The organism is Isoptericola sp. NPDC056134 (assembly GCF_042264825.1).
Classification (GTDB): Bacteria; Actinomycetota; Actinomycetes; order Actinomycetales; family Cellulomonadaceae; genus Isoptericola; species Isoptericola nanjingensis.
Genome location: NZ_JBHJVM010000002.1, coordinates 13,154 through 33,011, shown reverse-complemented (window position 1 = coordinate 33,011; position 19,858 = coordinate 13,154). Strand labels below are relative to the sequence as shown.

Sequence of the window (19,858 nt, the reverse complement as noted above, 5' to 3'; positions counted from 1 at the left end):
TCCTACCTCGCGGGATCTCGCACGACCTCGGCGGGTTCGGACGTCGCCGGCCGCGCGATGGCGGCGAGGGAGCGGCGGGCGGACGGCACCGACAGCACCGCGGCCACGAAGGCGACGAGCAGCGCGCCGGCGACGACGAGCAGCACCTGCACGGAGTACCGATCGGCGAGCGGGCCGAAGACCACCATGCTCAGCGGCATGGCGACGGTCATGACGATGCCGACGAACCCGAAGACGCGCCCTTGCATCTCGGGCTCGACCGTCTCCTGCAGGATGGCCATGCTCGGCGCGGACATGAGTGTGAACGTGACGCCGATCAGCAGTCCCAGGACGAAGAACACCCACATGTTCGTGGACAGGCCGAGCCCGGCGGTGAGCACCCCCGCCGCGAGGGTGCTCCCGACGATCAGCGCCACGCGGTGGGTCACGCGGGTCCCGACGAACGCCATCGCGAGCCCGCCCGCGAGCATGCCGGCCGCCCAGAACACCTCGTTGGTGGTGAGCTTCCAGACCTCGTCGCCGAAGGTGCGGGTCACCATGAGCGGCGTGAGGTAGGACGGCGCGCCGATGAGCACCATCGTGGTGGCGAAGATCGTCATGAGCCACTTCACGGCGCCGTGGCCACGGATGTAGCGGACGCCCGCGGCCAGGTCGCCGAAGTAGCTCGGCTTCTCCGGACCGGCCCCCTCGGGCGCGGCGCCGTCGTGCCGGACCAGTCGCGGCACGGTGACCAGCATCAGCATGCCGATGCCGAGCACCGCGGTGACGACGTCCACGAAGAACACCGCGACGATGTCGAAGCTCGCGTAGATCGCGGCGGCGACCACGGGGGCGAGCAGCATCATGCCGGACTGGATGGACTGGTTGATCCCGTTGATGCGGATGAGCTGGGGCGCCGGCACGATCTGCGGCACCATCGCGTTCACCGCGGGGGTCTGTATCCCCGCGAACGTGGAGCGGACGGCGAGCGCCACGTAGATCAGCCACAGGTCGTCGACGCCGGAGAGCATGAGCAGCGCGAGCGCCAGCGTGATCGCCGCGATGGCGCTGTCCGCGCCGATGATCAGCAGCTTGCGGGAGTGCCGGTCCGCCCACACCCCGCCGAAGATCGACATGAAGGCCTGCGGCAGCATGCCGAACACGATGCTGAGCATGAGCACGGAACCCGACTGCGTGACGATCGTCAGGTGCCACATCACGGCGAACTGCACGAGCATCGACCCGAGCAGCGAGATCGTCTGGCCGGTGAGGAAGATCGCGACGTTCCGCTTCCACCCGGGCATCTCGTCGCGCGGGTCCGCCGCCTCGTCGTTCATGGTGGTGGAAGACGGTGCGGGGTCGGGGAACTCATCGGTGCCGTGCGCGCTCACGGTGCCATCGTCGCCTGTAGCCTGACCGCGTGCCCAGCCGATTTCCCCCGCGCGAGACCCTCCACCGGCACCCCGGGGACGGCTGGGTGACCTGCGGCGACCACCGGCACTGGGGCCTCTACGGCGCGGCGGGGCTGCTGCTCGCGCGGCGCGGGCCGGGCACCCCGGGCGCGCTCGGCCCCGTGACCGACGTCGTGCTGCAGCACCGCGCGGTCTGGTCGGACCAGGGCGGCACGTGGGGCGTGCCGGGCGGCGCGCTGGCCCCGGACGAGACGCCCGTCGACGGGGCGCTGCGCGAGAGCCTCGAGGAGGCGGCCGTCGAGCCGCGCGCGGTGCACGTGCTGGGCACGCACGTGCTCGACCACGGCCCCTGGGCCTACACGACCGTGCTCGCGGACGTCGCGCCGGGCGCCCGCGTGACGCCCGGCGCGGCCGACCCGGAGAGCCTGGAGGTGCGATGGGTCGCCGTCGACGAGGTGACGGCCCTCCCCCTGCTGCCCGCGTTCGCGACGGCGTGGCCCGCGCTGCGGGCGCGGCTCGACGGCAGGTCCTGACCCGGTCCGTCCCGACGCGCCCGGCACGGGCCGTCAGACGGCGGCGTCCTCCCCCGACTGCCCGTGCAGCACGCGGGCGGCCTCGGCGATCGACCCGGACAGCGACGGGTAGACGGTGAACGAGTCGGCGACGTCGTCCACCGTGAGGCGGTGCGCGACGGCGAGGGTGATCGGGAAGATCAGCTCGCTGGCTCGCGGGGCCACGACGACTCCGCCGAGCACGACGCCGGCGTCCGGGTGGGCGAAGAGCTTCACGAAGCCGTCGCGCATGCCCAGCATCTTGGCGCGCGGGTTGCGCGCCAGCGGCAGCGTCGTCGTGACGTACCGGTAGCCCCGCTCGCGGAGCATCGACTCGCTGAGGCCGACCGTCGCGATCTCCGGAGCGGTGAAGATGTTGGCGGCGACGCGACCAGGCTTGAGCGGCGCGACGGCGTCGCCCAGGGCGTGCGACATCGCGATGCGGCCCTGCATGGCCGCGACGGACGCGAGCGGCAGCACGCCGGTGCAGTCGCCCGCGGCGTAGACGCCGGGCACGGAGGTGCGCGACACGCGGTCCACCTCGACGTGGCCGCTCGCCGACAGGCGCACGCCGGCCTCCTCGAGGCCGATGCCGGCGGTGGACGGCACCCCGCCGACGGCGATGAGCACGTGCGAGCCCTCGACGACGCGCCCGTCGGTCAGCGTGACGGCGACGCCGTCCTCGGTGCGCACGGCGGACGCCGCACGCGAACGTGACATGACGGTCATGCCGCGGGCCCGGAAGACGCCCTCCAGCAGCTCGGCGGCGTCCATGTCCTCGCCGGGCAGTACCCGGTCGCGGGAGGAGACGAGCACCACCTGCGAGCCCAGTGCCTGGTAGGCGCCCGCGAACTCCGCGCCGGTGACGCCGGACCCCACGACGATCAGCTTCTCGGGCAGCTCGGCGAGGCCGTAGAGCTGCGTCCAGGTGAGGATGCGCTCCCCGTCGGGGACGGCGGTCGGCAGCGTGCGCGGCGTGGCGCCGACGGCGAGCAGCACGGTGTCGGCGTCGAGCGTCGTCGTGCCCGTCTCCGTGTCGACGACGACCCGCGACGGGCCGTCGAGGCGGCCCGTTCCGGCGACGATCTCGACGCCCTCGCGCTCGAGCCGGGAGTGGATGTCGCGCGACTGCGCGTCGGCGAGCGCGAGCACACGGGCGTTCACGGCCTCGAGGTCGACCAGGTCGCGACGCTCGCCCGCGGGGGCCTCCCCGCGGACGCCGAGCTCGGGCCCCTGCTCGGCCGTGGTGAACCACTCGGCGGTGGCGATGAGGGTCTTGGAGGGAACCACGTCGGTGAGCACGGCGGCGCCGCCGAGCCCGTGGCGCTCGACCACGGTGACGCGGGCGCCGAGCCGGCGGGCCACGAGGGCGGCCTCGTAGCCGCCCGGGCCCCCGCCGACGACGACGACGTGCGGCAGGCGCGGGTCGGTCTCGGGGACGCCTGGGGTGGCGGCGACGGTGGAGGCCGGGCTGTCGGGGGTGGTGGCCGGCGAGGTGTCCGGGGAAGGGGTGTTCACGGAGGGCACGGGGGTCATTGTGTCAGGCCGCCGGGCCCCCGGCGTCGGCGCGGCGACGGGTCGCGGCCCGGACTACCCTCGGGACCATGAGCACCACGAGCCGCAGCGTCGGGGACCTCGACGACCCGACCACCGACCCGTTCGACGTCGCCCGCGCCGCGGCCGACCACATCGCCGAGGCGACGGGGGTGCCCGGTCACGACGTCGCCCTCGTGCTGGGCTCCGGCTGGGGCGGCGCCGCCGAGCTGGTCGGCGACGTCGTCGCGGAGATCCCGACGCACGAGATCCCCGGTTTCGCCCGCCCCGCCGTGGCGGGGCACGCGGCGACCACGCGCTCGATCCGCGTGGAGCGGCCCGACGGCGCCGTGCGGCACGCGCTCGTCATCGGCGGACGCACGCACCTGTACGAGGGCAAGGGCGTGCGGCGCGTCGCCCACGGGGTGCGCACCGCGGCGGCCACGGGCTGCGAGACCGTCGTGCTCACCAACGGCTGCGGCGGCCTGCACATCGCGTGGCGGCCCGGCCAGCCGGTGCTCATCCGCGACCACCTCAACCTGACGGCCACGTCGCCGCTCGAGGGCGCCACGTTCGTCGACCTCACCGACCTGTACTCGCCGCGGCTGCGCGAGATCGCCCGCGGCGTCGACCCGGAGCTGCCCGAGGGCGTGTACGCGCAGTTCCACGGGCCGCACTACGAGACGCCCGCCGAGGTGAAGATGGCCGGCCTCATGGGCGCGGACCTCGTCGGCATGTCGACCACGCTGGAGGCCATCGCCGCCCGGCACGCCGGCATGGAGGTGCTCGGCGTGTCCCTCGTGACGAACCTCGCCGCGGGCATCAGCCCGCAGCCGCTGTCGCACGAGGAGGTGCTGGAGGCCGGCCAGGCCGCCGGCCCGCGCATCAGCGAGCTCCTCGCCCGCATCGTCACCGCCCTGTAAGCGCGCACCGAGCCGAGCACCCGACGGAGGGGACCCCGCCATGAGCCTGGACACCGACGACCCGGCCTTCGAGCCGGCCGCGACGGCGACCGACCTGCCCACGCTGCTCGACGCGGTGGAGCGCTGGATCCGCTACGACGTCGACGACGACGACAAGGCCGAGCTGTCACGGCTCGCCCAGCAGACGTCGTCCGAGCGACCGAGCACCCGCGAGCACGCCGTCGCGCTGCTGCGCGACCGGTTCGCCGGTCCGCTCCAGTTCGGCACCGCGGGGCTGCGCGGCGCGATGGCACCCGGCCCGAACCGGATGAACCGCGCGGTCGTGACGACCGCGGCGTCCGGGCTCGGCACGTACCTCACGTCGGTGCTGGGCCGGGGGGTGGCGGCGCGCGTGGTGGTCGGCTACGACGCCCGCGACCGGTCGTCGAGGTTCGCCACGGACACCGCAGCGGTCCTCACCGCCGCCGGCCACGAGGTGCTGCTGCTTCCCTCCGCCCTGCCCACCCCGGTGCTGTCGTTCGCGGTGCGCCACCTCGACGCCGACGCGGGCGTCATGGTCACCGCGAGCCACAACCCGGCCCAGGACAACGGCTACAAGGTGTACCTGGGCGGGCGGGTCGTCACCGACGCCGGCCAGGGTGCGCAGATCGTGCCGCCCCACGACGCCCGCATCGCCGAGGCCATCGCCGCCGCGGGGCCGCCGTCGGGCGTCCCGCGCGTCGAGTCCGGCTGGCGGGTCCTGGGCCGCGAGGTGGTCGACGCGTACGTCGCGTCGGTTCATGACCTGGCCGAGCGCGCCGGCACGTCCACCGGTCCGACGGAGCGGGCGGCGCTGCGCGTCGTCACGACGTCCCTGCACGGCGTCGGCGGTCGTGTGCTCGCCCGGGTGCTGGCCGACGCGGGGTTCACGCGCGTGCTGCCGGTCGAGGAGCAGCTCGACCCGGACCCGGCGTTCCCCACGGTCCGCTTCCCCAACCCGGAGGAGCCCGGCGCCATCGACATGGCGGTCGCCCTCGCGGAGGCGCACGCCGACGTGGTCATCGCCAACGACCCCGACGCCGACCGGTGCGCGGTCGCCGTGTACGACCCGAGCCACGGCACGCACCAGGGCGCCGAGACGGCCCGCTCGCACGGCTGGCGGATGCTGCACGGCGACGAGGTGGGCGCCCTCCTCGGGCGCGAGGCGGTGCGCCGCATCGCCCGCGGCGACGTGCCCGCGCCGGACGGCTCGGGCACGGGCCCGGTCGTGGCGTCCTCGGTCGTCTCGTCGCGGGTGCTGTCCTCGATCGCGGTCCGCTACGGGGTCGGGCACGCGACGACCCTCACGGGCTTCAAGTGGATCGCCCGCACCCCCGGGCTGGTCTTCGGGTACGAGGAGGCGCTGGGCTACTGCGTGGACCCGGCCCGCGTGCGCGACAAGGACGGGCTCAGCACCGCCGTGCTCGTGGCGCTGCTCGCCGCCCGGGAGAAGGCCGCCGGCCGCACCCTCGTGGACGCGCTCGACGACGTCGCCCGCGAGAACGGCCTCTTCGTCACCGACCAGCTCTCCGTCCGGTTCGACGACCTGTCCCGCATCCCCGACACGATGGCGCGGTTGCGCACGGCGCCGCCGCGCACGCTCGCGGGGGCGGGCGTCGCCGAGGTGCTCGACCTCTCCGACGGCATCGACGGCCTGCCGCCCACGGACGGCATCGTGCTGCTCGGCGCGGACGACACGCGCGTCGTGGTGCGGCCCAGCGGGACCGAGCCGAAGGTCAAGTGCTACCTGGAGGTCGTGGAGCCCGTGGCCCCGGACGCGTCGGCGATCGACGTCGGTCGGCTGCGCGTCGCGGCGCACAAGAAGCTGGACCGGATCAAGGCCGACCTCCGGACGGCGCTCGGCCTCTGACCCCGTCTCAGCCGACTAGGGCGGCGTCGTCCTGGTCGACGGCGGCCTTCCACTCGCCCTTGCGGGCGCGCCAGTCCTCGTCGTCGCTGCCACGACGCCAGTAGCCGGACGCCGACAGCAGCTCGCGCGGCACGTCCAGCTCCGTGCGGACCCACCGGCGCAGGTCGCGCACCATGCCGGCCTCGCCGTGCAGGAAGACGTGCGGCGCGCCCGTGGGGAGTTCTCCGGCGGCGTGCGCGGCGCGCACGGTGCCGGCGAGGTCGCCGGCGCCGCAGTGCACCCAGGTGAGCGTGAGGTCGGCGGCGCTGACCAGCTCCTGCTCGTCCTCGGGCCCGGGGACCTCGACGACGGCGTGCGCGACGGCGCCGGCGGGGAGCGCCTCGAGCGCCGCCGCGATGGCGGGCAGCGCGGCGTCGTCCCCGACGAGCAGGTGCCACGGCGCCTCCGGGTCGGGCGCGTAGCCGGCGCCCGGACCGAGGAACGTCACCGGCTCCCCCGGCTGCACCCCCGTCGCCCACGGCCCGCCCACGCCCTCGTCCCCGTGCACGACGAGGTCGAGGTCCCACTCGGCCTCGCCCGACGCGGCGACGTCCGCGTCGCGCCGGCACCGCACCGTGTACGCGCGCAGCAGGGGGCGGCCGTCCGCCAGCTCGCCGAGCACGAGCTTGACATAGGTGTCGGTGTGCCCGGTGGGCTCGAGCGCCGCGAGCTCGGGGCCGGCGATCGTGACCCGCACCAGGTGCGGGGTGACCCGGCGGACGGCCGTGACCGTCGCGTGCCGAGGGGTGCGCTTGCGGGCGGGCGGGCCGGCGGGGGCCTGGGGCTGCGAGTCAGACATGGTGAGGCGAGCCTAACTTCCCCGGGTCGCCGCTCCGCGTGTGACGTCGCTCACCCTGTCGGCCCGCGCCGGCTCACGCCCGCGCGAACCGACTCACCCCGGCCGCCGCGAGCCCGGCCGCGAGGGCCAGGACGAGCACCGCCGCCGTCGCGCCGGGGCCGACCCGCTGGAGCAGCCAGGCCGCGCTCGCCACCACGAGCCACCCGCGCAGGTACCAGGCGCCCAGCACCAGCATCGACATGTCGCCGTTCGGCGTCATCATCGGCGTGAAGAGCCCGGGAGGCGCCGCCGTCGCGCCGGCCACCCAGACGCGCGCGCCGAGCACCAGGGCGACCACGAGGAGCGACGCCACGACGCCGCCCGCCCCCGCTCCCGCCGTCCCCGCCGCGGCGGCGACCAGCGCCAGGACCGCGGGCACCACCGCGTGGCCCGCGACGGCGCGCCCGGCCGAGCCGGGCAGGAGCGCGCCCGGCTGCGGCTGGGCGGCGAACGCGTGCAGGCCGTCGGACCAGGTCCGCGCCGCCGCGTACAGGGCCAGGGCTCCGGCGACGGTCACGACGGCCGGGCCGCCGTCGGCCCCCCACCGCACGAGGAGCGCGCCGACGACTCCCGTCGCGAGCGCGGCGGCGGCCGCGGCGGGCCGGCGTCGGAGGCCGAGGAGGTCCCGCGCCACCAGGGGCGCCGCGCGCAGCAGAGGCCGTGGGAGACGCGCCCGGCGTCCGCGGTACGCGCGGGGCCCGAGCACGTCGGCCGCCGCCCCGGAGTCGCCGCCCACCAGGCCGCGCCCGGCCGTCACGGTCCGCGACTGGCCCGCGGCGGCCGCGTCGACGTCGAGCTCGTCCGGCAGCACCCGCACCACCAGCCACGCCGACGCCAGCCCGACGGCGACGACCAGCGCGCCGCCCACGAGGACTCCGGCCCGGGTCGCGGGCGACGGTGCCGGGGCGAGGGCGGGCAGCGCCAGGGGCGTCGCCGCCCCCACGGCCGCGACCAGCCCGAGCACCAGCAGAAGGACGGTGACCCCGACGGCGGCGCGTCGTCGTCCCGGCGCCTGCGCCGCCGCGCCGACCGCCAGCGGGACCTGCGCCAGCAGCGCGGCCCCCACCCCCGCGCCGAGGAGCGCCCCGGGCTCGGCGGCCTCTGGCCCGCCCGCGAGGCCCGCGGCGCCCGCGGTCGCGGCGAAGGCGCCGACGGCCGCGGCGCCGAGGGTGAGCAGCAGCGCGCGGCGGCGAAGGACGTCGCGAGGGCGGAACTGGCCGGACAGTGCGAAGGTCGTCTCCGCGCGGCTCGTCCACAGCGGCCCTCCCGCCCGGGACGCGGCCAGCCCGGCGAGGCCGGCGACGCCGAGCGCCAGCGCCGACCCGGCGACGAGCAGCGCCGCCCGCCCGTCCGCCGCGTCGGGCGCCGGCACCGCCGCGGCCGCCTGGACGAGGGCGCTCCACAGGATCGGGCCGTACACGAGCGCGAGCAGCACCACCCCGTACCCGAGGTAGACCCGGTCGTGCGGGTCCCCGCCGGACTCCGCAGCCCGCACGACCAGGGTCCGGCGCCGCAGCGACGCGACCCAGCGCCGCCAGCGCGGGTACGGCACGCGGGCGCCGTCGTCGACGTGCGCCGTCACGCTCACGACGCGCTCACCGAGCACCCGGGCCCGCGAGCTCGACCTCCCGGCCGCGGCGTGCGAGGTCGGCGCGCAGGTCGGGGTCGTGCGTCGCGACGAGGAGCGCCCGGCCGGCGTCCAGCGCGCCGGAGACGAGGCGCCGCGCCACCGCCCGCCAGCGGGCGTCGAGCCGCTGCTCCGGCTCGTCGAGCAGCACCACGCGGGCGGGCCGGTAGAGCGTCGTCGCGAGGGCGAACATCTGCCCCTCCCCCGACGACAGCTCCCCGGGGAGCTGGTCGCGCACCCGGTCCAGCTCGGCCGCCGCGAGCGCCGTCTCGACGTCGGGGCCCGGATGCCGGCCCGCCCACGCCGACGCGACGAGGCGCAGGTGCTCGGCGACCGTGAGATCGGGGTACGCGGACAGGCCGCCCAGCAGCAGCGCGACGTCCTCCCGCCGCCGCAGGCGCGCCTGCCCGGCGGGCAGGCCGAGCACCCGCACGTCGCCCGAGGTCGGCTCGTCCTTGCCCGCGACGAGGCGCAGCAGCGTCGACTTGCCGCTGCCGTTGGGCCCGACGACGGCGGCCGCCTCGCCCGGCGCCAGCGTCAGCGACGTGGGCGCCAGGACCTGGACCGTGCCGTGCGTGCGCGCGGCCGCGCGGACGTCGACGAGCGGCTCGGCGGCCACCCGGCGGCCCTCAGTAGCCGCTGTCGCCGGCGGGCGCGGCCTGCCCGGAGAACCCTGCGAGCACGCCCGCGGTCCCGGACAGGCCCAGCCGCGTGGCGCCGGCGCGGATCATGGCGAGCGCGTCGTCCAGCGTCCGGACCCCGCCCGAGGCCTTGACCCCCAGCGCGCCCCCGACCGTCTGCGCCATGAGCTCCACCGCGTGCACGGACGCGCCCCCGGCCGGATGGAAGCCCGTCGAGGTCTTCACGAAGTCGGCGCCGGCGTCCTGCGCGGCCTGGCAGACGGCGACGATCTCGTCGTCCGTGAGCGCGGCCGCCTCGATGATGACCTTGAGCAGGTGCTCGGCGGGCACGGCCGCGCGGACCGCGGCGATGTCCGCCCGGACCGCGTCGAACGCGCCCTCCTTGGCCGCGCCGACGTCGATCACCATGTCGACCTCGTCGGCGCCGTCGGCGACGGCGCGGGCCGCCTCGGCCGCCTTCACCGCGCTGACGTGCTTGCCCGACGGGAAGCCGCACACGGTCGCCACCGCGATCCGGCCGGCCGCGACGCGCGCGGCGTGCGCGACGAACGTCGGCGAGATGCAGACGGAGAACACGCCCAGGCGGACGCCCTCCTCCACCAGCGCCGTGACGTCGGCGGTCGTGGCCTCCGGCTTGAGCAGCGTGTGATCGACGAACCGCGCGAGCGCGAGGGCGTCGGCGGGCACGTCGGCCTGGCCGGACCGGGCGGCGTCGTTCATCGCTGCGCTCCCTCGACCTGCTGGTACCCCGGCAGGATGACGTCGTCGACCAGCGCGCGGCGCTCGTCGTGGTGCATGAACGCGCTCCACGCGGCGGTCAGGGTGACGTCGGCCAGGTCGTCGATGGTCCAGCCGGCCTCGGTGACGAGCCGCGTCATCTCGTTCGTCATGGACGTGCGGGACATGAGGCGGTTGTCCGTGTTGAGCGTGACCGCGAAGTCCAGCTCCTTGAGGCGCGTGATCGGGTGGTCGCCCACCGACGTCGCCGACGTGGCGCCCGTCTGCAGGTTCGACACGGGCGCCACCTCGAGCGCGATCTGGTGGTCGCGCACCCAGTGCGCGAGGCGCCCCAGCTCGGCGCGCCGCTCGCCGTCGTCGTCGAAGCCCTCGTGGAACGTGATGTCCTCGACGATCCGCACGCCGTGGCCGATCCGGTCGGCCTGGCCGAGGTGCACGGCCTCGGCGATCGAGGCCGGCCCGGCCGCCTCCCCCGCGTGGATCGTCGTCGGGAAGTCCTGCTCGGCCAGGTAGCGCCAGATCTCCACGTGCCGCGAGGGCGGGAACCCGTCCTCCGGGCCGGCGATGTCGAAACCGACCACGCCGCGGTCGCGGTGGGCGACGGCGAGCTCGGCGATCTCCTGCCAGCGGTCGGTGTGCCGCATCGCGGTGACCAGCTGCCCGACGCGGATGATCTGCCCGCGCGACGCCGCCTCGCGGATGCCCTCGTCGATGCCCGCCTGCACGGCCTCGACGGTCTCCGGCAGCGTCAGCCCACGGGCCAGGTGCTGTTCCGGCGCCCAGCGCTGCTCGGCGTACACGACGCCGTCCGCAGCCAGGTCCAGCACGGCCTCGCGCGCCACGCGGGCCAGGGCGTCGGCCGTCTGCATGACGGCGATGGTGTGGTCGAACGTCTCCAGGTACCGCACCAGCGACCCCGAGTCGGCGGACTCGACGAACCAGGTGCCGAGCGACTCGGCGTCCGACGCCGGGAGCTCGTGGCCCACCTCGGCGGCGAGCTCGAGGACGGTCTGCGGTCGCAGGCCCCCGTCGAGATGGTCGTGCAGGAGCACCTTGGGCAGGGCGGGGATCAGGTCGACGAGGGCTTGCGTCATGGGGCCAACCTACCGGCGATCAGGCGTCGCCGGAGGCCTCGGGATCGTCGAGCCCGGGAACCTCCTGGCTCTGCTCGACGACGTCGGCCTCCGCGGCCTCGCCGTCCAGGTCGGGCCGGGCGTGGCGCGGCTTGTACTCCTCCACGCGGCCACCGGCCTCCGCGGCGTCGCCCGCCTCCGCGTCGTCCGTCAGGGCGTCCTCGACCAGGCTCGTGGTGTCGTCGGGATTCTCGAGCCCGGCGTCCCGCCAGGCGTCGTCCGGGGCGGTGCTCATGGGACTTGTCCCTTCGCTCGACGGCGGTGCGCTCCCATCGTGGACCCCGGCCCCGTGGCGCGCCAGAGGAGCCGGGGGACCTGTCAGCAGGCCGTGCGTCTGACGGCTCGGCGGCGGCCGGACCTCAGCCCCGCGCGTCCCGCGGCAGCAGCGCCCACACCACGTGCGGCCAGCCCCCCAGCGCGGCGGCGACCAGCGGGTCGTCCCCGCGCTCCCGGGCGCCGGCGGCGACGAGCCGCGCGACCGGCACCCCGTGCAGCCGGCCGGCCGACGGCTCGTAGACGGTCGCGACGCCGCCCCGCACGGTCGTGAGGAGGACGACGTGCCGGGGCACCGCGGTCGACACGCCTCCGGCGAGGTCGCCGCCCGAGTACAGCGGGACGGGCACGCCCGCGGCCGCAGCCTCCACCGCGGCGGCCAGCACGCGCCCGCCCGAGCGCCCGCCGACCACGCGATGGGTGTAGCGGACCGGCCCGTACCGGGCGACGCGGGCCGCTCCCCACGGCGGCGTGCCGAGCGCGACGGGCCAGGCCGGCAGGCCGCCCGGCCCTCGCGTGGCGCGGGCGTGCAGCGTCCGCTGGGACCCGGCGAAGATCTCGGCGGCGCCCGGCGGCCGGCGGCTCAGCTCGAGCGCCCGGCGCGGGTCGCCCGCGAGCGCGAGCAGGGCCAGCACCGCCGCGCCGCAGGTGCGCTCGTCGACCTGCCGGGCCGTGGCGACCACGCCGTCCGCCGCGGGGAGCGTCAGCGTGCGCGGGCGCCCCGGGGCGGGCTGCGGACCGAGTCGGCCGAGCGGGTCGAGCACCCGTGCCCGCACCGCCGGGGCGAGCGCGGCGAGCGCCGGGACGAGGTCCTCGGGCACCTCCGGGCGGGCGAACCGTCCGGAGGGCGGAGGCTCCGGCGTCGGCCCCGCGAACGCGCCCAGGAGCGCGAGGACGTCCGTCGCGCGCAGCGCCCGCGCCACCATCGCCAGGACCTCCCGACCGCCCGGCCCGGTCAGCCGATCCGGTCGAGCAGGAGCGGTCGGGCCGCGTCGCCGCTCGCCGCGTCGTCGACCGCCCACTGCCCCTCGAGCGCCGCCCTGGCGCGGTCGAACCGCTCCGGGGTGTCGGTGTGCAGCGTGAGCAGCGGCTGGCCAGCGGCGACCTCGTCCCCCGGCTTCGCGTGCAGCTCGACGCCCGCCCCGGCCTGCACCGGGTCCTCCCGGCGCGAGCGCCCCGCGCCCAGGCGCCACGCCGCGATGCCCACGGCGTACGCGTCGAGCCGGGTGAGGACGCCGGACCGGTCCGCGAGCACGTCCTGCCGCTCGCGGGCGCGCGGCAGCGCCGCGTCCGGGTCGCCGCCCTGCGCCGCGATCATCCGGCGCCAGACGTCCTTGGCGCGGCCGTCGGCCAGCGCCGCGCGCACCTCGGCCTCGGGCACGGCCCGCCCCGCGCCGGCCAGCATCTCCACGGCCAGCGCCACGGTGAGGTCGACGACGTCGGCCGGGCCGCCGCCGTCGAGCACCTCGACCGACTCGCGCACCTCCAGCGCGTTGCCCGCGGTGCGGCCGAGCGGCACGGCCATGTCGGTGAGCAGCGCGACCGTGCGCACGCCCGCGTCGGTGCCGAGGTCGACCATGGTGCGGGCGAGCTCCCGCGCGGAGTCCAGGTCCTTCATGAACGCGCCGGAGCCCACCTTGACGTCGAGGACCAACGCCCCGGTGCCCTCCGCGATCTTCTTGCTCATGATCGAGCTCGCGATGAGCGGCACGGACTCGACCGTGCCCGTCACGTCCCGCAGCGCGTAGAGCTTCTTGTCCGCGGGGGCCAGCCCCGCCCCGGCGGCGCAGACCACCGCGCCGACGTCCTCGAGCTGGTCCATCAGCTCCGCGTTGCTCAGCGCCGCCCGCCAGCCGGGGATCGCCTCGAGCTTGTCGAGCGTGCCGCCCGTGTGCCCGAGGCCGCGGCCCGAGAGCTGCGGCACGGCCACCCCGAAGGCCGCGACGAGCGGCGCGAGCGGCAGGGTGATCTTGTCCCCCACGCCGCCGGTCGAGTGCTTGTCCGCGGTGGGCCGCGACAGGCCGGAGAAGTCCATCCGCTCGCCGGACGCGATCATCGCCCCTGTCCAGCGCGCGACCTCCGGGCGCGTCATCCCCCGCAGCAGGATCGCCATCGCGAGGGCCGACATCTGCTCCTCGGCGACGGCGCCGCGCGTGTAGGCGTCCACCACCCAGTCGATCTGCGCCGCCTCGAGCGGACGTCCGTCGCGCTTGGTCCGGATGACGTCGACGGCGTCGAACGGCTCGCTGCCCGGTACGGTCATGCCTCGCTCCCCTCGCGGTCACGATCCAGGTCCGGTGCGCCGAACGCGTCGGGCAGCACCTCGGTCATGGGCACGACGCCCCGCACGGACTCCACCAGCAGGTCGGGGCCGCCGTGCTCCCACAGGAGCTGCCGGCACCGCCCGCACGGCATGAGGGTCCGCCCCGCGCCGTCCACGCAGGTGAACGCGACGAGGCGGCCGCCGCCGCCCGTGACCAGGGCGGACACGAGGGAGCACTCCGCGCAGAGCGTCACCCCGTAGGCGGCGTTCTCCACGTTGCAGCCCACCACGACGCGTCCGTCGTCCACGAGCGCGGCCGCACCGACCGGGAAGCCGGAGTACGGCGCGTAGGCCCGCCCGACGACGTCCCGCGCCGCGGCGCGCAGCGCCTCCCAGTCGACGGTCGGACCAGTGCTGGTCATCGCTACTCCTTGGTGTAGGGCGTCCCCGACGCGGCGGGCGCGCGGGACTTGCCGACGAGCCCGGCCACGGCCAGCAGCGTCACCACGTACGGGAGCATCAGCATGAACTGGCTCGGGACGGGCGACCCCACGACGGACAGCACGTTCTGCAGGTTCGTCGCGAAGCCGAACAGCAGGCCCGCAAGGGCCGCCCGCAGCGGGTCCCACTTGCCGAAGATCACGGCGGCGAGGGCGATGAAGCCGGCGCCCGCCGTCATCTCGCGCCCGAACTGGTTGATCGACACCACGGTGTAGAACGCGCCGCCGAAGCCCACCACGGCACCGCCGATCAGCACGGCCCGGTACCGCGCGCGGAGCACGTCGATGCCCACCGTGTCGGCCGCCTTGGGGTGCTCGCCCACCGCGCGCACCCGCAGGCCCCACTTCGTGCGGAACAGGGCGTACCAGACCGCCGGCACCGCCACGTACATGAGGTAGACGACGATGGTCTGGTTGAACAGCACCGGCCCGATCACCGGGATGCTCTCCAGCCCCGGGATCGGCAGGCGGGGGAACCGCACGGTCGAGTTGAGCGTCTCCGCGTTGGGCACGAGCAGCTCGGAGTAGAAGAAGCTCGTCAGCCCGATCACCAGCACGTTGAGCACGACGCCGACGATCACCTGGTTCACCCGGTAGGTGATCGTGAAGAGCCCCAGCACGAGGGCGACCAGGGCGCTGGCGACCACCGCCGCGACGAGCCCCGCCCACGGGCTGTTCGTGAGCGACCCGACGATCGCCGCGACGAAGGCGCCGGCCAGCAGCTGGCCCTCGATGGCGATGTTCACGACGCCGGCGCGCTCGCCGATGACGCCGCCGAGCGCGCCGTACACGAGCGGGACGGACAGGCCCACCGCGCCGCCCAGGAGGCCGACCACGGAGAGGTCGCGCGGGCTGCCCGCGGCGGCCCACGCGAGAAAGCCGACGAGCAGCGCGGCCGCGAAGATCGCGATCGCCCACGCGGGGACGCGCCGCCCGGCCCGGGTGCGCACCACCGCGAAGGCGAGCACGGCGAGCCCGATGGCGCCGCACACCCAGGCCGTGCCCATCGCGGGGAGCACGAGGGTGGGCAGCACCACGAAGTCGGTGCTGGTCGAGAGCGCGAAGCGCGAGGAACCCTCGTGCGGCGCCAGGAGCAGCAGCAGCGCGTACAGCGCGAGGACGACGGCGAGGCCGATCGCGGCCTTCCAGCTCACCGGGGCGCCGGCGCGCGGCGCGGGCGCCGCGGCCGCGGGCCCCGCGGCGTCGACGGTCGTGGCGGTCATGCCTGTCCCTCCTCGGTGCCGCGCGCGGCCTCGGCGCGGCGGCGGTCCCGTCGGCTGTCTCGTCGTCGGGGTGTGCGTTCCGGCTGCGGCAGCCGGAAGATGGCGCGCACCAGCGGCGGTGCGGCGATGAACAGCACGATCAGGGACTGCACGACCAGGACGATCTCGATCGGGATGCCCTGGGCGGCCTGCATCGCGGAGCCGCCGGCCTTGAAGCCGCCGAACAGGATGCCGGCACCGAGCACGCCCCACGGCGAGGAGCCGCCGAGCAGCGCCACGGTGATGGCGTCGAAGCCGATGCCCGCGTCGATGTCGGCGCTGAAGCCCGTCGTCACGGTGCCCAGCACCTGCTGGGTGCCCGCGAGCCCCACCAGGCCACCGGCGACCAGCATGACGAGCACCGTGGTCCGGGGGACGTCGATGCCCGCGACGCGTGCCGCCTTGGGGTTCTCCCCCACGGCGCGGAAGGCGAAGCCCGTGCTGGAGCGGTTGAGGAGCCACCACACGCCGACGACGGCCAGGACCGACAGGACGAAGCCCCAGTGCAGGTTGTAGCGGTCTCCGAGGAGCGGCGGCAGCACGGCGCTCTCCTGCATCGGCGGTGTCTTCGGGTTCGCCGAGCCGGGGGCCTGCATCAGGCCGGGGGTGGCCAGGAGGTACGACAGCAGGTAGAACGCGATGTAGTTGAGCATGATCGTGACGATCACCTCGTGCGCCCCGGTGCGCGCCTTGAGCAGGCCCGCGATGCCGGCCCACAGCGCACCCGCCGCCACGCCGGCCACCAGGCACATCAGCATGTGCCACGGGAACGGCAGCCCGGTGACGCCGAAGCCGATCCAGCCCGCGGCGGTCGCGGCAACCAGCATCTGCCCCTGGCCGCCGATGTTGAACAGCCCGGCCCGGAAGGCGAGGGCGACGCCGAGGCCCGCCGCGATGAGCGGTGTGGCGTTCGTGAGCGTCTGCGTGAGCGGCCGGATGCCCTGCGCGAACGTGTCGGCCCCGAAGTTGTAGACCGCGCCCTGGAACAGCGCGGAGTACGCACCGCCCACGGCCTGGCCGATCGCGCTGAGCGTGTCGCTCGGCCGCGAGAAGAAGTACGGTGCCGCGGCCTGCACGCTCTCGTCGGTGACGACGATGAGGATCGAGCCCGCGAGCACCGCGAGCACGATCGCGCCCAGGGCGACGGCCCAGCCGCCCGACGTCGCGCGGCGGACCGCGTCCCGCCACCGCTGGCCGGAGTCCTCGACGACGGCCGCCTGCTCGCGCGCCGCCTCCTGCTCCAGCTCCTCCGCGAGACCGGGCTCTGCGGTCGCGTCGACCTGCTCCAGCGCCTCGCCCAGGCGCGAGTCGGGGTCGACGTCGAGCCCCTGGTCCTGTGCCGGGTCCTGCCCCCGGTCCTGGGGCGTCTCGCCGCTCACGCCGCGTCTCCTTCGTTCTGGGGCCCGGTCGGCGACGCGTCCTCGGGCGCGATGCCGGCCATCATGAGGCCGAGCACGTCACGGGGCGTGGCGGCCGGGACGATCCCGACCACTCGACCGCGGTACATGACCATGATGCGGTCGGCGAGCGCGACGGCCTCGTCGAGCTCGGTCGAGACCACGACCACCGGGATGCCGGTGTCACGCGTCTCCACGATCCGCTTGTGGATGAACTCGATCGACCCGACGTCGACCCCGCGCGTCGGCTGCGCCGCGACCAGCAGGCGCAGCTCGCGGGACAGCTCGCGGGCGAGGACGACCTTCTGCTGGTTGCCGCCGGAGAGGCGACCCACGCGGGTCTCGATGCCCTGCGTGCGCACGTCGAACTCGGCGACCTTCTCGCGGGCGAAGTCGTCGCGCGCCGCGAGCTGCAGGGTGCCCCGGCGGACGAACGGCGGGCCGTCCGTGCGGTCGAGCACGAGGTTCTCGGCGATGGTGAACTCGCCGACCAGGCCGTCCTCGTTGCGGTCCTCCGGCACGAAGCCCACGCCCGCGTCGAGGATCCGGCGCACCGAGCGCCCCACCAGCTCCTTGCCGTCGAGCCGCACGCTGCCCGTGACCTGCTCCTGGAGACCGACCAGGGCTTCGGTCAGCTCGGTCTGCCCGTTGCCCTGCACGCCCGCCACGACGAGCACCTCGCCGCCGCGCACGGTGAAGCTCACGTCGTCCACCAGCACCTGGCCGTCGGGACCGGTGACCCGCAGGCCCGTCACCGCCAGCTCGTTCTCGGTGGTGCGCGGCGCGTCCTTGCGGACCGTCAGCTCGACCGCGCGGCCCACCATCAGCGACGCGAGCTCGGCGTCGGTCGCCCCCGGGCTGGCCTCGCCGACGACCTTGCCGTGCCGGACGACGGTGATGCGGTCGGCGACGGCGCGCACCTCGCGCAGCTTGTGGGTGATGAAGACGATCGCCGCCCCCTCGTCCCTGAGCTGGCGCATGATCGCCATGAGCTCGTCGGTCTCCTGCGGGGTGAGCACGGCGGTCGGCTCGTCGAACACCAGCACGTCGGCGTCGCGCGAGAGCGCCTTGATGATCTCGACCCTCTGCTGGACCCCGACCGGGAGGTCTTCCACCAGCGCGTCCGGGTCCACCTGGAAGCCGAACCGCGCCGAGATCTCCCGGACCTTCGTGCGGGCGCTCTCCAGGTCGAGGACCCCGCCGGCGCGGGTGGACTCGTGACCGAGCATCACGTTCTCGGCCACGGAGAACACCGGCACGAGCATGAAGTGCTGGTGCACCATGCCGATCCCGGCGGCCATCGCGTCGCCGGGCCCGTCGAAGTCCTGGACCGCGTCGTCCAGCAGGATCTGGCCCTCGTCGGCCTGGTAGAGCCCGTAGAGCACGTTCATCAGGGTGGACTTGCCGGCGCCGTTCTCGCCCAGCAAGCAGTGGATCTCGCCCGGTTCCACCACCAGGTCGATGTGGTCGTTCGCCACGAGCGCGCCGAAGCGCTTCGTGATGCCTCGCAGCTCGAGCCTCATGCTCTGCCTTCCATCCGTCGAGGATCAGTCGAGGGCCGTCCGGGGCCAGGTCGACGCACCGTCGTCAGCCTCTCACCGGGGCGCCGTCGTCGCCGCCCCGCATACGTCGTGCGCGGGCCCCGGGGTGGTTCCCGCGGGCCCGCGCACGAGCGTCACCGGTAGGTCGAGGAGCCGGTCACTCCTGGCCGGAGAGGTACGACTCGACCGTCACGTCGCCGGCGATGATCTGCTCCTTGAGGGCGTTGACCTCGTCCATGAGGGCGGGGTCGACCTTGTCCTCGAAGTTGTGCAGCGGGGCGATGCCCACGCCTTCGTTCTCGAGGGTGCCGATGTAGGGCGTCGCGTCGAACTCGCCCTTGCCCGCGGCCGTGACGGCCTCCTCGGTGGACAGGTCCATCGCCTTGAGGACCGACGTGAGCACGTAGTCCTGCGTGGACGGGTCGGACTCGAAGAGGTCCGCGTCCGCGCCGATGAGCGCGATGTCCTTGCCCGAGTCCTGGATCGCGGCGATCGCGGACTGGTAGATCGGCCCACCCACGGGCAGGAGCACGTCGACGCCCTGGTCGATGATGTTCTGCGCCGTGGTCTTCGCGGTCTCGTTGGCCTCGAAGCCGCCCGTGAACGAGCCCTCCTCGCCGCCGGAGAACCCGACGACCTCGACCTCGGCGTCCTTGGTCTCGTTGTAGAAGTCGACGCCCTGCTTGAAGCCGTCCATGAAGATGGTCACGGTCGGGTACGGCTGGCCGCCGAAGGTGCCCACCTTGCCCGTCTGCGAGTAGCCCGCGGACAGGTAGCCGGCGAGGAACGCGGCCTGCGCCGTGTCGTACAGCAGCGGCTTGATGTTCTCGGCGTCCGTCTTGCCGTCGAAGTCCGCGTCCGCCGCGTCGTCGATGATGATGTACTCGGTCTCGGGGTTGGCCTTCGCGGACTCGATCGTCGCGGCCGACAGCGCGAACCCGACCGAGACGATCGGGCTGCAGCTCTGACCGACGAGCGACTCGACGTTCGGCTTGAAGTCGCTCTCCGACTGCGACTGGACGGACGTGAGCTTCACGCCGAACTCGTCCGCCGCCGCGGTCGCCCCCTCGAAGCTGAGCTGGTTGAAGCTCTTGTCGTCGAACCCACCCTGGTCCGAGACGATGCACGGCTTGAAGCCCTCCACCGCGGTCGCGGCGCTGCTACCGCCGCCGGACTCCTCGGGGGCCTCCGCACAGGCCGCCAGCGCGAGCGCGGCGACACCGGCGAGGGCGGTGAGCTGGATCGCTCTCTTCACAGTCGCTCCTGTCGATCGTTCGTCGGGCCAGGGTCGTCCGGCCCGTCACCGACCGAAGCCTAGCC

At 75.1% G+C, this 19,858-nt stretch carries 18 protein-coding genes; 3 read left to right on the top strand and 15 right to left on the bottom strand.

The window, feature by feature from the left end; translation table 11 throughout:
- Positions 1–2 precede the first annotated feature (2 nt).
- Positions 3–1,370, bottom strand: coding sequence for an MFS transporter (locus tag ACFCZN_RS02455; RefSeq protein WP_430555703.1), 1,368 nt, complete (start codon positions 1,368–1,370; stop codon positions 3–5).
- Between the two features lie 29 nt (positions 1,371–1,399).
- Here ACFCZN_RS02455 and ACFCZN_RS02450 point away from each other — a divergent pair, with 29 nt between their 5' ends.
- Complete coding sequence (locus ACFCZN_RS02450) at positions 1,400–1,924, top strand: NUDIX domain-containing protein (RefSeq protein WP_429762487.1); 525 nt, start codon at positions 1,400–1,402, stop codon at positions 1,922–1,924.
- 33 nt (positions 1,925–1,957) lie between these two features.
- Here the strand turns inward: ACFCZN_RS02450 and ACFCZN_RS02445 are convergent, their stop codons facing one another.
- Positions 1,958–3,361 (bottom strand): NAD(P)H-quinone dehydrogenase, encoded by a 1,404-nt coding sequence (locus ACFCZN_RS02445; RefSeq protein ID WP_430555882.1) that lies wholly within the window; start codon positions 3,359–3,361, stop codon positions 1,958–1,960.
- 185 nt (positions 3,362–3,546) lie between these two features.
- Here ACFCZN_RS02445 and ACFCZN_RS02440 point away from each other — a divergent pair, with 185 nt between their 5' ends.
- The gene (locus tag ACFCZN_RS02440; protein ID WP_429762488.1) at positions 3,547–4,398 is read left to right on the top strand and encodes a purine-nucleoside phosphorylase; all 852 of its coding nucleotides are present in this window, start codon (positions 3,547–3,549) and stop codon (positions 4,396–4,398) included.
- Between the two features lie 40 nt (positions 4,399–4,438).
- Positions 4,439–6,286: a phospho-sugar mutase gene (locus tag ACFCZN_RS02435; RefSeq protein ID WP_430555702.1), complete on the top strand. Its 1,848-nt coding sequence runs from the start codon at positions 4,439–4,441 to the stop codon at positions 6,284–6,286.
- 7 nt (positions 6,287–6,293) lie between these two features.
- Here the strand turns inward: ACFCZN_RS02435 and ACFCZN_RS02430 are convergent, their stop codons facing one another.
- The 13 genes from ACFCZN_RS02430 to ACFCZN_RS02370 form a co-directional block, all read right to left on the bottom strand.
- Positions 6,294–7,124 (bottom strand): siderophore-interacting protein, encoded by an 831-nt coding sequence (locus ACFCZN_RS02430; RefSeq protein ID WP_430555701.1) that lies wholly within the window; start codon positions 7,122–7,124, stop codon positions 6,294–6,296.
- A 73-nt stretch (positions 7,125–7,197) separates the two neighbouring features.
- Positions 7,198–8,751 (bottom strand): hypothetical protein, encoded by a 1,554-nt coding sequence (locus tag ACFCZN_RS02425; protein ID WP_430555700.1) that lies wholly within the window; start codon positions 8,749–8,751, stop codon positions 7,198–7,200.
- 7 nt (positions 8,752–8,758) lie between these two features.
- Positions 8,759–9,409: an ATP-binding cassette domain-containing protein gene (locus ACFCZN_RS02420; protein WP_430555699.1), complete on the bottom strand. Its 651-nt coding sequence runs from the start codon at positions 9,407–9,409 to the stop codon at positions 8,759–8,761.
- Positions 9,410–9,419: 10 nt separating this feature from the next.
- Entirely contained in the window at positions 9,420–10,151 is a 732-nt protein-coding gene (deoC, locus tag ACFCZN_RS02415) for a deoxyribose-phosphate aldolase (protein WP_430555698.1), read from the bottom strand.
- Positions 10,148–11,263 carry an adenosine deaminase gene (locus ACFCZN_RS02410; protein ID WP_429762494.1) on the bottom strand — a complete coding sequence of 372 codons (1,116 nt, stop codon included), beginning with the start codon at positions 11,261–11,263 and terminating at the stop codon, positions 10,148–10,150. The genes deoC and ACFCZN_RS02410 overlap by 4 nt, the downstream gene beginning before the upstream one ends.
- A 19-nt stretch (positions 11,264–11,282) precedes the next feature.
- Positions 11,283–11,537, bottom strand: coding sequence for a hypothetical protein (locus ACFCZN_RS02405; RefSeq protein ID WP_429762495.1), 255 nt, complete (start codon positions 11,535–11,537; stop codon positions 11,283–11,285).
- A gap of 124 nt (positions 11,538–11,661) precedes the next feature.
- Positions 11,662–12,501 carry a hypothetical protein gene (locus ACFCZN_RS02400; protein ID WP_430555697.1) on the bottom strand — a complete coding sequence of 280 codons (840 nt, stop codon included), beginning with the start codon at positions 12,499–12,501 and terminating at the stop codon, positions 11,662–11,664.
- 29 nt (positions 12,502–12,530) lie between these two features.
- Complete coding sequence (locus tag ACFCZN_RS02395) at positions 12,531–13,838, bottom strand: thymidine phosphorylase (RefSeq protein ID WP_430555696.1); 1,308 nt, start codon at positions 13,836–13,838, stop codon at positions 12,531–12,533.
- Positions 13,835–14,260, bottom strand: coding sequence for a cytidine deaminase (locus tag ACFCZN_RS02390; protein ID WP_429762498.1), 426 nt, complete (start codon positions 14,258–14,260; stop codon positions 13,835–13,837). The genes ACFCZN_RS02395 and ACFCZN_RS02390 overlap by 4 nt, the downstream gene beginning before the upstream one ends.
- 2 nt (positions 14,261–14,262) lie before the next feature.
- Entirely contained in the window at positions 14,263–15,561 is a 1,299-nt protein-coding gene (locus ACFCZN_RS02385; protein WP_430555695.1) for an ABC transporter permease, read from the bottom strand.
- Complete coding sequence (locus ACFCZN_RS02380) at positions 15,558–16,979, bottom strand: ABC transporter permease (RefSeq protein ID WP_430555694.1); 1,422 nt, start codon at positions 16,977–16,979, stop codon at positions 15,558–15,560. Before ACFCZN_RS02380 ends, ACFCZN_RS02385 begins: the two co-directional genes overlap by 4 nt.
- Positions 16,976–18,520 carry an ABC transporter ATP-binding protein gene (locus ACFCZN_RS02375; protein WP_429762501.1) on the bottom strand — a complete coding sequence of 515 codons (1,545 nt, stop codon included), beginning with the start codon at positions 18,518–18,520 and terminating at the stop codon, positions 16,976–16,978. Before ACFCZN_RS02375 ends, ACFCZN_RS02380 begins: the two co-directional genes overlap by 4 nt.
- A 175-nt stretch (positions 18,521–18,695) precedes the next feature.
- On the bottom strand, positions 18,696–19,793 hold the full coding sequence (locus tag ACFCZN_RS02370; RefSeq protein WP_429762502.1) for a BMP family lipoprotein: 1,098 nt from the start codon (positions 19,791–19,793) through the stop codon (positions 18,696–18,698).
- Positions 19,794–19,858: the final 65 nt, after the last annotated feature.